Annotated in this window: 12 protein-coding genes; 10 read left to right on the top strand and 2 right to left on the bottom strand. The window is 49.4% G+C overall.

The genetic code is table 11. The features are described from left to right. Positions 1 to 21 precede the first annotated feature (21 nt). The 5 genes from OCV68_RS09380 (at position 22) to OCV68_RS09360 (ending at position 5585) form a co-directional block, all read left to right on the top strand. Entirely contained in the window at positions 22 to 792 is a 771-nt protein-coding gene (locus OCV68_RS09380; protein ID WP_262572203.1) for an AAA family ATPase, read from the top strand. A gap of 2 nt (positions 793 to 794) precedes the next feature. After that, positions 795 to 2486, top strand: coding sequence for a M3 family oligoendopeptidase (locus OCV68_RS09375; protein WP_262572200.1), 1692 nt, complete (start codon positions 795 to 797; stop codon positions 2484 to 2486). A 110-nt stretch (positions 2487 to 2596) separates the two neighbouring features. After that, positions 2597 to 3772, top strand: coding sequence for a DUF6688 domain-containing protein (locus OCV68_RS09370; RefSeq protein WP_262572197.1), 1176 nt, complete (start codon positions 2597 to 2599; stop codon positions 3770 to 3772). A gap of 5 nt (positions 3773 to 3777) precedes the next feature. Continuing rightward, on the top strand, positions 3778 to 5166 hold the full coding sequence (locus OCV68_RS09365; RefSeq protein WP_262572195.1) for a Sapep family Mn(2+)-dependent dipeptidase: 1389 nt from the start codon (positions 3778 to 3780) through the stop codon (positions 5164 to 5166). 11 nt (positions 5167 to 5177) lie between these two features. Beyond that, positions 5178 to 5585, top strand: coding sequence for a protein-tyrosine phosphatase family protein (locus OCV68_RS09360; protein WP_262572192.1), 408 nt, complete (start codon positions 5178 to 5180; stop codon positions 5583 to 5585). A gap of 169 nt (positions 5586 to 5754) precedes the next feature. Here OCV68_RS09360 and OCV68_RS09355 read toward each other — a convergent pair whose 3' ends face one another. Continuing rightward, entirely contained in the window at positions 5755 to 6738 is a 984-nt protein-coding gene (locus tag OCV68_RS09355; RefSeq protein WP_262572190.1) for a SpoIID/LytB domain-containing protein, read from the bottom strand. Positions 6739 to 7026: 288 nt separating this feature from the next. Between OCV68_RS09355 and OCV68_RS09350 the strand changes: the two genes are divergently transcribed. From OCV68_RS09350 to prmC, 5 genes are all read left to right on the top strand, one after another. Next, a complete protein-coding gene (locus OCV68_RS09350; RefSeq protein ID WP_262572188.1) occupies positions 7027 to 8109 on the top strand; it encodes a hypothetical protein in 1083 nt (360 codons plus the stop codon). Between the two features lie 91 nt (positions 8110 to 8200). Then, the gene (locus OCV68_RS09345; RefSeq protein ID WP_147622085.1) at positions 8201 to 9511 is read left to right on the top strand and encodes a hypothetical protein; all 1311 of its coding nucleotides are present in this window, start codon (positions 8201 to 8203) and stop codon (positions 9509 to 9511) included. An 18-nt stretch (positions 9512 to 9529) separates the two neighbouring features. Then, on the top strand, positions 9530 to 10531 hold the full coding sequence (locus OCV68_RS09340) for a DUF1385 domain-containing protein (protein WP_262572185.1): 1002 nt from the start codon (positions 9530 to 9532) through the stop codon (positions 10529 to 10531). Between the two features lie 25 nt (positions 10532 to 10556). Beyond that, on the top strand, positions 10557 to 11483 hold the full coding sequence (locus tag OCV68_RS09335) for a hypothetical protein (protein WP_262572183.1): 927 nt from the start codon (positions 10557 to 10559) through the stop codon (positions 11481 to 11483). Further along, positions 11480 to 12355 carry a peptide chain release factor N(5)-glutamine methyltransferase gene (gene prmC, locus OCV68_RS09330; protein ID WP_262572164.1) on the top strand — a complete coding sequence of 292 codons (876 nt, stop codon included), beginning with the start codon at positions 11480 to 11482 and terminating at the stop codon, positions 12353 to 12355. Before OCV68_RS09335 ends, prmC begins: the two co-directional genes overlap by 4 nt. A gap of 101 nt (positions 12356 to 12456) precedes the next feature. Here the strand turns inward: prmC and OCV68_RS09325 are convergent, their stop codons facing one another. Next, complete coding sequence (locus tag OCV68_RS09325; RefSeq protein ID WP_262572163.1) at positions 12457 to 13677, bottom strand: hypothetical protein; 1221 nt, start codon at positions 13675 to 13677, stop codon at positions 12457 to 12459. Positions 13678 to 13763 lie beyond the last annotated feature (86 nt).

Raw genomic sequence — 13763 nt, 5'->3', positions numbered from 1 at the left:
CAGGTCAGGAAAGGTGCTTGTATGACGGATACCGATTTTTCTTTTGACAATAATCTCTATATATGTAAGGTCACAGCCGATAAAAAGAAGTGCCCAACCTATCTGCGCAGTATCCCCGCAGTGGCACAGCTTTTTGACAGAGGCATCGAGTTTAAAAAGCGAATAACCGTTTTCATGGGCGAAAACGGCATAGGAAAATCCACACTGCTTGAAGCTATCGCCGCAGCATACGGGTTTAACCCCGAGGGCGGAACAAGGAATTTTTCATTTTCCACCTATAACTCCCACTCGGAGCTGTACGGCGCCCTGAAACTGTCACGGGGCGGATATCCCAAGGACGGCTTTTTTCTGCGTGCGGAAAGCTTTTATAACGTCGCCAGCGAGATAGAACGGCTTGACAATATCCCTGCGGCAAGTCCGCCTATAATAGACGGCTACGGCGGAGTGTCACTCCATGAGCAGTCCCACGGCGAGAGCTTTATGGCGCTGGCAATGAACCGCTTCCGAGGTCATGGACTGTACATTCTGGACGAGCCTGAGGCGGCACTTTCTCCCACGGCTCAGATGGCACTGCTTGCAAGGCTGTATGAGCTGGCAAGGAACGATTCCCAGCTGATAATCGCCACCCATTCGGTGATAATAAGCGCTCTTCCCGATGCAGATGTTTATGAAATTACCGAAAAGGGCATAAATAAGACAGAATACGTAAAAACTTCCCATTATAATATAATGAAGCACTTTATAAATTCACCCGAAAAAATGGTCAGCGACCTGACAGGAAAGGAAAGATAACAATGAAATTTTCAGAAATGAAGTACGTCCGCCCCGATATGGACAAGCTCAAAGCGGAGGCAGAAAGCGCTGCGGACAGGATAAAGAACGCCGCAAATGCCGATGAGGCTGCAAACGCTTATCTTGACTGGGATAAGGCAGCGGCTTCCTTTGCCACCATGAACAGCCTTTGCTATATCCGCCACACCATCAATACCGAGGACAAGTTCTACGATGAAGAAAACGAGTTTTTCGACAGCGCAAACCCCGATTTCGTCCAGTACGCCCAGACCGTTGCGGAGGTCATTGCAAAGAGCGCTTTCCGCCCCGAGCTGGAAAAGAAGTTCGGCAGGGTAATGTTCATCAACACCGATATTTTCCTGAAGAGCTTTTCTCCCGAAATTATCCCCGAAATGCAGGAGGATAACAAGCTTTCCACCGAGTATGAGAAGCTCATTGCTTCCGCTCAGATAGATTTTGACGGAAAGAAGCTGACCATTTCCCAGCTTTCACCCTACAAGCAGTCTCCCGATGACAATGTCCGTCACGCTGCATGGGCAGCCGAAAGCGCATTTTACAAGGAGCATGAGGAGCAGCTTGACCGCATTTACGACGATATGGTAAAGACCCGCACCGCTATGGCTAAGAAAATGGGCTTTGAAAATTATGTTCCTCTGGGCTACCTGAACATGAACCGAAACTGCTATACCGCTGAGGACGTGGCTAAGTTCAGAAATGCGGTCATCAAGTATATCGTGCCCGTTGCCGACAAGCTGTACCGCAGTCAGGCGGCAAGACTGGGCGTATCGTATCCCATGAAGTACGCCGATACCGCCATAACCTACCGTGACGGCAACGCCGTTCCCAAGGGCACTCCCGAGGATATTCTGGAAGCGGGCAGAAGATTTTACCACAAGCTTTCCCCCAGAACAGCGGAGTTCTTTGACTTTATGATGGAAAACGAGCTGATGGACGTTCTCAGCCGAAAGGGCAAGGCGGCAGGCGGTTACTGCACCGAGCTGCCAGATTTTGAAAGCCCCTTTATCTTTGCAAACTTCAACGGCACTCAGGGCGATGTTGAGGTCATCACTCACGAGGCAGGCCATGCCTTTGCGGCATACACCACCCGCCATATGTTCCCCACCGACAACAGGCAGCCTACTCTTGAATCCTGCGAGATACACTCTATGACCATGGAGTTCTTCGGCTGGGCAAGCGCCGATGATTTCTTCGGCGAGGGAGCGGACAAGTTCTGCTACAAGCATCTGGCGGACGCTATAGAGTTCATTCCCTACGGCGCAATGGTCGATCACTTCCAGCACTCAGTTTATGAGCACCCCGAATATACTCCCGAGGACAGGATAAACGAATGGAAGCGCCTGACCGCTTTGTATATGCCATGGATAGATCTGGACGGCTCGCCTTTCTACGGTGAGGGCAGAGCATGGCAGAGACAGACCCACATCTACGAGCGCCCATTCTATTATATTGATTACTGCCTTGCACAGACCGTTGCTCTGGAGTTCTGGGCTATTATGCAGAGGGACAGGAGCGAGGCTCTTACCCGCTATATGAAGCTTGTTGACCTTGGCGGAACCGAGACCTTTGACGGACTTGTTGCCGCTGCGGGGCTTGATACTCCCTTTGGCAATAATGCCCTCAGGACTGTTGCCGAGGCTGCCGAAAAGTGGCTGGAGGCTTCGCCTGTGAAGTAATAAAGTCATTGATCTTTCCTTTTATCCGAAAATAAATATTGAAATTCGATATAAATGTATTGACATTTAAGAATTGCTATGCTATAATCGGATAAAAGGGGGAACTGACAATGTATTACGTCAACAATATTATCAACACCATAGTCGGCTTTATATTCCTGGCAATTTTATTTACCGTGACCTTTGCTATGCCTGCTGTTATGACGATCTGGAACATCATAAGCCTTACGCCCAAAAAGGATATGATAAAGCATCGGCGGAGAAAGGACATTGCAACGCTGCTGCTGGGGCTGTTGCTTACTATTATCATGCTCGGTCTTATGAGCAGCTATCATTGGGATGAGCCTGTAATTATCGGCGGAGATTTCTTTTCCATACTCCATGAGCCGTTTTCATCGGACTATGCACTGTCGCTGCTGTTATATGCGGCTGTGCCCATTGCCTGCATGATAATTGCGGGGCAGGATAAGCTGCTTCCGCCGTTGGCAGGTGCGTTCTGCATCGGCGGCATATACGGCGGAATGGTGCTGTGTTTTTTTTACACGTCACATCTCCTGGGAGGGCTTTTTGAGAGAAAATTTGTCGTTGTTTACCTTGCGTTCCTGTTCATATATGTGCTGAACTATTTCCTTATGGCGGTGCGCATCATCAGCGGCAATGTGAAAAGATACCTCGCTTATTTTAGGGAGAATGATATACACCCCAACAGCGCCCTTGGCGTGTGGGCAGTTAATGTGCTTTCAAAAGCGTCGGGCTGGGTGTGGTTCCCTGTCATCTGCCTGATACCCCTTACAGGGCTGCTTATCTGCATATGTATCCTTTTCGGGCAGGGACCTTGGGGCATCATCAAAGCCTTTACCGAGACCTCCGACTGGACTTATTCCACGATGATATCCCCGCCGCCCGAGCATTACACAGGTCATTACCTTTGCACCGTGGCGGTGAACGGTCACGAAAAGCTTGTGAAGCCTACCAGACTGGGAATCCGTCAGGGCGTGAAGATTGGAGTTAACCGTCAGCTGTGCGTGGCAAATGCCTTTGAGCAGGTCATCGAGGAAAGGACACCACGCTTCCACAGGCTTGTGAGATATATTTACGATAATTACGGCTATCCTCTTTCAAAGCACATCACCACAAAGCTTCGGGCGGATATCATCTACATAGTGATGAAGCCCCTTGAATGGATATTCCTTGCAGTGCTGTATCTTAGTGACATATGCCCCGAAAGCAGGATCGCCGTGCAATATACAGGCAGGAAAATGAACGATTTTTCTATAAAGGAATGAGAATTATGATAAACGAGATATCGAAAAAAGCAGGCAAATACCTTGATTATGCCGTGGAGCTTTTAAAGGAGCTTATTGCTCACAAGAGCGTGGCTGCCGAAGCTCAGGAGGGTATGCCCTACGGCAGGGACTGCGCCGACTGCCTTGCCTTTGCTGAAGATTTCCTTAAAAAAGAGGGATATATCGTCCGCAACTTTGATAACCACGCCATAACAGCAGATTTCGGCGGCGGAAATGCGGAGCTTGGCATACTTTGTCACCTTGACGTGGTTCCCACCGACGGACAGAAGTGGACCTCCGACCCCTTTAAGCCCGAGATAAGAGAGGGACGCATCTACGGCAGAGGCGCCATTGACGACAAAGGCCCTGCGGCGGCTGTTATCACTGCCATGAAGATGATAAAGGACAGCGGCATAAAGGTCAACAAAAACTTCCGCCTTATCCTTGGCAGCAACGAGGAAAACGGTTCTACGGATATGGAATATTACACCTCAAAGGAAAGCTTCCCGCCAATGCTGTTCACTCCCGACGGCGAGTTCCCCATTATCAGCATCGAAAAGGGCATGATAAGGTACGATATGAGCTGCTGTTCCGATGATAAGAATATCGTTTCCATAAAGGGCGGAAGCGTTTATAACGCCGTTCCCGAGACCGCTCAGGCAATAGTTGCAGGCATTTCCGAGGACGATATCGAGGCGGCTATGGTAAAGGCAGACTGCGATGTGCTGTTCACCCTTGAAAAAATAGACGGCACGGACAATATCAGGATAAATGTGGAGGGCAAGGGCGTTCACGCCTCCACTCCCGAAGAGGGCAGAAATGCGGTAACGGCGCTCATATCTCTGCTCAACAGCCTTGATCTGGCAGAGGGCAGCGTTAAGAAAGCTTTATCCGGTCTGGCAAAGTATTTCCCATACGGCGAGACCGACGGAAAATCGGCAGGACTTGACCGCTCCGACGAAAAATCGGGCGCACTTACGCTTGTCCTCAGCAGACTTTTCCTTGAAAACGGCACACTTACCGCAGGCTTCGACAGCCGCTTCCCTGTTTCCGTTACGGGAGCGGAGGTCTCCGCAAAAATGGCAGCCGCTGCCGCAGATATGGGCATGACAGGAAAAGAAATAATCGTCAGCGAGCCTCATTGTGCGGACGAGAACAGCGAAATGGTCAAGACACTGCTCTCCGTTTATACCGACTGTACGGGCAAGGAGAGCAAATGCCTTGCAATAGGCGGCGGCACATATGTACATGACACGAAAAACGGCGTGGCTTTCGGCGCAGAATGGTCGGACGAGAACCATATGCACGGAGCGGACGAGTTTATCGGACTGTATGAGCTGGAAAAGGATATCGAGATATACTGCGAAGCCATTCTGAGGCTTTGCACTGAATAAAGGAGCAAAAAATGGGTTCATCGGCTTCAAAATACTTTGAGATACCAAAATTTTTCGTTTTCGGCGAAAAGGGCGTTTTTACGGGAAGCGCCTCGGAAAAGGACTTTAACTATAAGGTCGTCCCCAACTGCCCCAAGGAGGGGGATAAGTCCCTGAGAGCATATATATGGGCAGGGGATAAGTGCATAGACAAGAGCGAGGGCGTGGAGATGAGAGAATTTCCCCTCAGCGAGGAGGGGCATAAGCAGATGCTGGACTGGCTGGAGGAGGAATATCTGAAGCGTCCCGACGCAAAGCCCTTATATGCAAGACAAATGGAAAAGTCCAAGGAGATAAGGGAAAAATACTTCAGTATAGAGGACTATATGGAAAGAGGACTGGGTATAAAGCAGGAAAATCAGGAAAGTACGGATAAGTGATCCAAAAGTCAGAAGCACTATCAAAATAATCAGCACAAATAAGCACAAGGCAAAGGGTTTAGGAAGTCCACTGAGGGCAGAGCCATCTGGTCGCTGTTGCCGCAGGTACGGACAAACTAACGTTTCAATTTAATATGTTTACACTACAAAAAAGGGGAACAAGGTCAAGTCACTCCCCATAAACCACCCTTTTCACCTCAGTACCCGTGTAATAGTGAGCAAGTATATCACGATATCCGCAGCCGTCCTGCGACATGGCATCGGCGCCTGCTATGCTCATGCCGACAAGATGTCCGCTGCCTGTGACGGTGAAGATGTATGTGTCACCCTCTTCACTGACAGTAAAGGCACTGCTTTCAAGGGACAATATGCGTGCCATGTCCTCCCCGCTGACGGTTATGCCGCAAAGGCTTGCCTCCGAGACGGCTTCCGTGCCGTCAATGTGGGTGAGAGCGATGTGTTCAAGCTCTCCCGCAGCGGGAAAATCGGCAGATATCCTTGCCCGAAGCTCTGCAGAGGTGAATGTTTTTTCACTGCAGAAAACGGCGGCTTCGGGATTTTTTGCGGGCACAAGATATGGAAACGCTTTGCCCCATGCGCTTTCCGCAGACAAAGTGTATTCACCCGAGGAGAGGTGGAATGGTGCTGAGATAGGGTTTCCGTGATAGGTTATCACCTCTCCGCAGGTGTTTTCGGCGGCGCTTTGGGCTGCGGATATGGCTGCGGAGTAGCTTTCTCCGTATATTTCCCGTGCCTGCACGTCGGTAAGGCAAATCTGATATTTGTCGCCGTCATCGGTGATGTGCGCCCCTGTTGAGGGATCTTCTCCCGAAAGTATGCGGCGGACGGCGTATGTCCTGGCGGCGCACGCCTGTGCTTTCATGGCTTCCGTGTCCATTATGTATGGTACCTCTTCAAGAACGGCATAGACGGTGTATTCCTCAACGGTGACTGTGCGTATCCCGTTTGATGTGTATATTTTCAGCTTGTCCGTGGGCAGTATCAGCTGCGATGCGTCGCTTATGCTCTTTGAGCTGACGGCTGACAGCTCAGCGGCTTTTTCGGCTGATCTGGCATTATCAGCGTTGGCGGCAAAGGGGATAAGGCATATCACAGCCGACCAGAGCATAACTGATTTTATAAATTTTTTCATTTTTTGTTTACCGTCCTTTCATTATGAGAAGCACATTACCCTTGGTTTCTTATGTGATCACTGATTTCCTTGATATAAAACCACAAAAACAGTGAATAAATTTAGATAAAACATACTTGACATAAAGTTAATTTTATTGTACAATGTATATATATTGCGGCGCTGTAAGCATTATGCAGAAAAGGGGCATAACAGCCGCAGAAGAATGAGTATATTATCAGGGATCACACGAACATTAAAATAAAGACATTGCAGAGCAGTTCCTCTGCCGAAAGGAATGGTCGGACTATGGGCAAGATGAAGATCAGCCACAGTGACAGCGACGCTCTCGAGAGAGCCAAAAATACAGCCAAAGCAAATAAAAGGGCGCCTATCAACAAAAAGGCTTCCCTTATTGTATATGTTATAGTGCTTGTGCTTGCGGTAGCGGCACGTACTGTCCAGCTTTTCTCCAATATGGACTTTGACAGGGGCAAGTACATTGACCCGTCGTTTATGAAAAACTATCCGCTGCTTGTCATGATACCGGGCTTTGCGATAATAGCCGCCATTCTTATCTGGGGCAATGCAAGGGATAAGGTAATAAGCTCCTGTATCCTTATCAACCCCATGCGTCTGAGATATGACAGGCTCAACAAGAAGATCCCCCACGCAGCAGGCTACAGCTCGCTGTTCATGGCACTCCTTGTGGCTGTACAGATAGTGTTTGACTTCATTAACCTTGTTCACAAGAACACCGAGTATATGAAGACCCTTCCCCGTGAAGAGGCTGAGGACTTCAACAAGCTCACAGGCTATAATCTGGGTATGTTCTTTACCCATCTGCTGATGCTTTTCGTTGTGCTCACATTCGTTTCCATTGCCATAAACATCTTCAACGGCGTGGGATTTTCACACGCAAACTGCGCAGCGCTTTCCACCTATGCTGTTTGGAAGACTGTGGAGATATTCAAGATGGTTTCCCTGAACACAGCTCTCAGCACATATTCGGGACTTGTATATCAGATGCTTTCCTATATGACCGCTGTAGTGTTCTTCCTCTGCACGGCAAGGTTCTTTAACGGTATGGAAAAGAAAAACACCCGCTTCTGGATGTGCTTTATGGGATATGTTTCATCTATCCTTGCGGCTGTATCGGTAATTCCCAGATACATTCTTCTCCTTATCCCCACAAACTATGATGACAGACTGGATATGTCCATTCCCGAGATATCGGACGTGGGCATCGTGTTCATGACAATAACTATCGTTGCGGTTTTCTGGAGCACATACGTTTACCGCATCATGCCAAAGCTCAACCTCGGCAAGCGCCGCTGGAGCAAGGCACCTATCAGCAAGGAATTTCAGCAGATGGAGAGCATCGACGAGTAATTCGGCTCTGTGCTTGTCCGTCACAGCAAAAAATTACAGGGGCGTACATGGCGGATATTGCCTGTGCGCCCTTTTTTAAGGAATACTGCATATGAATATGAAAAAAACAAGGCTTGCGGCTCTGGTACTGACCGGAGCGCTGCTTACGGGCTGCGGCATCGGTTCATCGGTGGACACACTGCTTCTGCCGCCCATGCTTTCCGACGAGCAGAAGGCCATATATACCGCTCTCACCGCCTCGGCAGGAAGCAATATCTCACTTGTATATCCCAGAGGGGGAGCATACCGTTCCGCTTTTGTGTTCTATGACCTTGACATGGACGGTGCCGATGAAGCGGTGGTGTTCTATGACGATACCGATGATTCGGAAAACAGCGTCAGGGTGAATATACTTCACCGTGAAAATAACGGCTGGCGTTCGGTGTATGACCATGCGGGAGCAGGCTCGTACATTGAGCAGGTGTTCTTTGCCGACCTTGGAGGCACGGGCAGAGTTCGCATGGCGATAGGCTACGGATATATGACCCCCACGGAAAAAACACTGAAAATATACAGCCTGGGTGACGGTGTGCTTAACACCGAATACACCGAGACCTACTACAAGACCATGAACATGGATATGGACGGTGACGGCAGCGAGGATATTGCGGTCATAAACTGCAATAACGAGAACCATGCCGCCTATGTTTCCCTTGTGACCGACAGGGGAAATGGCACGGAATGCACAAGCACCGTTGACCTGAGCGAAAGCACAGCTGACCTGCCTTCCGTTATCGGGGGATATATCGGCAATAATACTCCCGCTCTGTTCATTGACGGGCTGACGGTCAGCGGAAACCTCTCCACCGAGATAATCTACTGCGTAAACGGCGAGCTGAGAAACCCCGCAAACCTTTCAGGATCGGATATCCCTGTAATGACCACACGTTCTCAGGGGCTGTACTGCTGCGATATCGACGGCGACGGCATTGTGGAGATTCCCCAGAGAGAGGCATTCCCCGGCTACCGTGACCCTTCGGACGCACAGTATATCACCAACTGGAACGTTTTTGAAAACTATACCGTGGTGAAAAAATACGCTTCCCTTACCGAGGCGGACAAGGGCTATGCCTTTATGCTTCCCGTTCGGTGGGAGGGGCTTGTGACAGTCAAGACGGACAGCGTGACAGGCGAAAAGGTGTTTTACAAATTCAACAGCAGGCTTGCCGAAAGCCGCCTTGAGCTTATGAGGATACTGGTATGCACCCGTGATTCTGCGGCGCAAAGGTCCCTTGAAGGCTACACCGCTGCCGCTTCCGATGATAATGCGGTGTATATGGTAAAATTCGGCGACACTGAGGATAATCTTCTCCTGACCATGACAGAGGTAAGGAATAACTTCTATCTGATACAGAAGAACTGATCTTGAAAGGAAATTGCAATGAGCAAAAAAAGCGAAAAAAACGAGAAATTCAAATCGAAAATAGGCGGACAGGCTCTTATTGAGGGCGTTATGATGAGGGGAATAGACACCTCTGCCATGGCGTGCCGTATGCCTGACGGCTCTATTGACGTGGAGACATGGAAGATACGCAACGGCAAGACTGCTCCCTGGTACCTTAAAACGCCTTTTATCAGAGGCTGCTTCAACTTTGTCATCTCCCTTATAGACGGCATGAAATGCACCATGAAGTCCGCCGAAAAGCAGGCTGACGCCGATGACGATGATGATGACGACGAGCCTTCAAAATTCGAACAGTGGCTCAGCAAGACACGACCCTACAAGTGGCTCGAATCCAAGATCGAGGGCGAAAACGGCAAGGAAGTCATGAACACTATAATGCTTGTAGTGTGCGTTGTGGTGATGATACTTTGCGTTTGTGCGTTCAAGTTTTTCCCTGCGCTGCTGTCACTCCCTCTGGGACTGCTGGGCGCTCCCGACTGGTGCAAGACCGTTTTTGAGGGCATCATCAAGGTGGCGCTGCTGGTGGGCTATATGTGGCTCATTTCCCACATGAAGGAGATACATAAGACCTTTAAGTATCACGGCGCAGAGCACAAGACCATCGCCTGCTATGAGGCAGAGCTGGAGCTTACCGTGGAAAATGTCCGCAAGCAGATCCGCTTCCACCCCCGCTGCGGCACAAGCTTTATTTTCCTTGTGGTGCTTCTCAGCATTATCATAGGAATGTTCCTGCCGTGGAAAAACCTGTGGGCTCGCTTTGGTCTCCAGCTGCTCATGCTTATCCCCGAAACATCTATCGGCTACGAGCTGATAAAGCTTGCGGGACGTTACGACAATATTTTTACAAGAATAATCTCAGCCCCGGGCATATGGCTCCAGCACATCACTACATGTGAGCCTGACGACCCCCAGATAGAGGTAGCTATCGCAGCCCTCAAGCCCTGTATCCCCGAAAATAAGGAAGACGACAAGTGGTAATACCAAACAAAAAAGGAGAATGACGATGAAACACACAGCATCTGTTATGGCAATGACCGCAATAATGATAACATCTGCTTTCGGCATTTCGGCGGGAGCATATGATGACTGCACCTTTGAAGCGACTATGGCTGACGGCTCGGCGGGAACTGTTACCGTCAAGGACGGCAGGCTGAGCTATGATATTGTTTTTACCGACCCCACTTCCCCCTTTGACTTTCCCGAAGCCATAGACCCGACACTTGCGAACTGCGATCCCGATACATTTTACAGCTATTTTGACGCAAATTATGACGATTCCTATTGCTTTCCCATAGATTACGGCTTCAGCTGCGGAAATATGGAATATCCCGTAATCAGCATAGAGGGCGATAAGTATTATGTGGTCGATGTGAAAGCTCAGACAGTTCAGTACGTGGGCTACAACTGCATTTCTGAGGAATATGACACAGATGATGCTATCGACTACAGCGACGTTATCAATGTAAATACCGAGGACGGCTCCGAGTTTATTCTGTACTATTGGAAGGATAACAGCACCGGCTGGGAGGTTGGTGTTTATGAGCCGACCTCTCCCGATGATTTTCCCGCAGATAACAACACATTGGCAGAATATGACCTGTCAGCCGATGAAGAGCTTGCAAGATTTCAGTTCGATGTGAATTTTGAGGATATGGCATATGTTGACGGAAAGTATGTTACAGGCATGATAGGCACAAAATACTGGATAATCAACATGGCAGAAAAGACTGTCAGTTATGTTGGTCACACAGTTGAAGAGTGGAAACAGGAAGTTCCTGCTGAGGATATCCCCGACGGGGACACCGCAGACGGCTGCTTACCCAATACAGGAAACCGCTCATATGCGGCGGCTGTTATGGCATTGTCCGCTCTTATAGGTGCAGGCGCATACTGCATGGGCAAAAAAACAGATAAAAGGAAGAAAATATGACCGTTACACAGCTTTCAAAAAAATTAGATGACATTTTAAAGGATATCCCCGACAAAAGCTTCGACAAGTTATGCATTATGGAGGATATGGGCGGCATTACCCGTGAAAATTGCCTTATCCACCCCGAAAATGAAGTTTCTGAGGACATTGCCAAAAAAGTGATAAGCGCCGCAGAAAAGCGTGCTGAGGGCTATCCGCTGCAGTATATTCTGGGGCAGTGGGAGTTCTTCGGCAGGCAGTTCAAGGTAGGCGAGGGCGTGCTTATCCCCCGACCCGATACCGAGGTGCTGGTGGAAGAGGTGCTGAAACGCCTTTCAAAGTCGGAAAAGCACAGTATCATCGACCTTTGCAGCGGCAGCGGGTGCATTGCGGTAACGCTGGCAAAGGAGCTTGAAGGCTCAGACGTGTATGCGGTGGAGCTTTCGGGGGACGCATTCCCGTATCTTGCGGAAAACGTAAAGAGCAACGGTGCAAATGTGAAGCTGCTGCGTGGGGACGTGATGAACGGAGCTATCATGGAAAATTTCCGTGACCCCGAGGAGCCTGACGAGTATATAAACATCGACTGCATCGTATCAAATCCACCTTATCTCACGGAGCGGGAAATGGCAGAGCTGCAAAAGGAAGTTACCTTTGAACCGCATAAGGCGCTGTACGGCGGCGTTGACGGTCTGCAGTTCTATCGTGTTATAGCAAGGCTGTGGAGCGAGGTGCTTGCCGCAGACGGACTTATGATATTTGAGATAGGCTCGGAGCAGGCGGAGGACGTGAAAAATATCCTTGCCTCCTGCGGGTTTGGCAATATCTTTACCGCAAACGACGCAACGGGAGCGGTAAGGGTCATAGGCGGATATAAGTTTGAGAGTGAATAACAAAAAGGCTGTTGCACAAGATGCAGCAGCCTTTTTCGTTAAGTGGACTTACTTATTTGTCCGCATTTATGTTTATTTGCACAGGGTTCAATGCCTTTTTATTATCCCACGGCAGTTGGCTCGGAAAGCTCCGTCATCTGTGCGCTGGAATAAAATACATCATACATTCCGTCAGAAAAATCCGATTTTACCGCAAAGGAAAAAGCATAGATATTGTCATATGCGCTGAACATCATCATGTACCAGTCGCTGCCGTCTGCACTGAACTTTGCGATATATGTATCATAGCCGAAATGTGCGGTAAGCGTATCGTCAAGCGCTGCTGTATAGCCCTCGCACTCGCTTCCGCTGATATCCTTTGCGGCGGCAAGCATAAGCTCATCGTCATTGTCGCCCGTAAGTTCGGCAGTATTGATGCACACGTTTGATATAACGGTTGCCCCGTCCTGGGTCTTGTCAGCGTAGAAATATCCGCCCTTGTAGCCCGAATCGTTCCGTTCCGGGGTCATTCCTGTGTAGCGCACGCCGTTCATAAGCACGGGTACATCAACGGAGCTTTCGTCAAATTCACGGGTGAACTGTGCTTCACGCTTTCCGCCGAGGGTATCGTCAAATATGCTTGCGGATAAAACGCTATCGTTCAGATACACGTCTGCGGCGATATTGTCTGCGGTAAGCTCGACGGCAATATCCGAGGGATCGCCGCTTATGATGTTGAATGTGCCCTCTGCGGTGACGGTTCCGTCGGGGGCGGTGTATTCCCAGTCGCCGTTGGAGTAAAGCGTAAGGGTATTGTTATCGGCGTTTCCGTCCTCGTACCATGTGCCGCAGATGTCACGAATGCCCATCATAACGTTGTCCATGCGCAGGTAGGATATATTCAGGCGGCTGTTCATGCTCAGGCGTGTGGGGGAACTGAGGAAGAATGACGCAAACTCGCCGTTTTCATCGGAAAATGTGTAGGTGCTGCCGTCAAAAGTCACTGTTCCCTGTGACTCCACAGCGCCGCCGTCATAATATGCGGTATAGTTCCATTTGCTGTCAACTGTAAAATGTGCGCCGTCTTCTGCGCCGCTCATTACCCACTGACCTTCGATTGGGCAAGTGTTTTCGCTTGGTTTATTGCTTGTGGTGAACTTTGTTTCGGGTGCGGTGGTTTCCTCCGAAACGGCAGTTTCGGACGCTGTTTCGTCAGATGCCTGCACGGTTGTTTCCGCTGCCGTTGTTTCGGATGTTTCGTCAGGGGAATCGTTATTGCCTGCGCAGCCCGATAGCATGAGGGCAAGGCACAGTGCGGTGATGATTGATACTTTTATTTTCATATGGCGTCCTCCTTTTGAAAACGCTGTTTTTAATATTATAACATTTATGATCTGCAATGTCAATTATCCCGCAGAAGATAAAGTAC

This window comes from Huintestinicola butyrica (genome assembly GCF_025567215.1).
Classification (GTDB): Bacteria; Bacillota; Clostridia; order Oscillospirales; family Ruminococcaceae; genus Huintestinicola; species Huintestinicola butyrica.
Note: the sequence above shows the minus strand (reverse complement) of the source record. Positions and strands in the feature narration are given on the sequence as shown.

What these genes read in the sequence shown, in the direction of transcription:
- OCV68_RS09380 (WP_262572203.1), top strand. Translation starts at nt 22, where the DNA reads ATGACGGATACCGATTTTTCTTTTGACAATAATCTCTATATATGTAAG.
- OCV68_RS09375 (WP_262572200.1), top strand. Translation starts at nt 795, where the DNA reads ATGAAATTTTCAGAAATGAAGTACGTCCGCCCCGATATGGACAAGCTC.
- OCV68_RS09370 (WP_262572197.1), top strand. Translation starts at nt 2,597, where the DNA reads ATGTATTACGTCAACAATATTATCAACACCATAGTCGGCTTTATATTC.
- OCV68_RS09365 (WP_262572195.1), top strand. Translation starts at nt 3,778, where the DNA reads ATGATAAACGAGATATCGAAAAAAGCAGGCAAATACCTTGATTATGCC.
- OCV68_RS09360 (WP_262572192.1), top strand. Translation starts at nt 5,178, where the DNA reads ATGGGTTCATCGGCTTCAAAATACTTTGAGATACCAAAATTTTTCGTT.
- OCV68_RS09355 (WP_262572190.1), bottom strand. Translation starts at nt 6,738, where the DNA reads ATGAAAAAATTTATAAAATCAGTTATGCTCTGGTCGGCTGTGATATGC.
- OCV68_RS09350 (WP_262572188.1), top strand. Translation starts at nt 7,027, where the DNA reads ATGGGCAAGATGAAGATCAGCCACAGTGACAGCGACGCTCTCGAGAGA.
- OCV68_RS09345 (WP_147622085.1), top strand. Translation starts at nt 8,201, where the DNA reads ATGAATATGAAAAAAACAAGGCTTGCGGCTCTGGTACTGACCGGAGCG.
- OCV68_RS09340 (WP_262572185.1), top strand. Translation starts at nt 9,530, where the DNA reads ATGAGCAAAAAAAGCGAAAAAAACGAGAAATTCAAATCGAAAATAGGC.
- OCV68_RS09335 (WP_262572183.1), top strand. Translation starts at nt 10,557, where the DNA reads ATGAAACACACAGCATCTGTTATGGCAATGACCGCAATAATGATAACA.
- prmC (WP_262572164.1), top strand. Translation starts at nt 11,480, where the DNA reads ATGACCGTTACACAGCTTTCAAAAAAATTAGATGACATTTTAAAGGAT.
- OCV68_RS09325 (WP_262572163.1), bottom strand. Translation starts at nt 13,677, where the DNA reads ATGAAAATAAAAGTATCAATCATCACCGCACTGTGCCTTGCCCTCATG.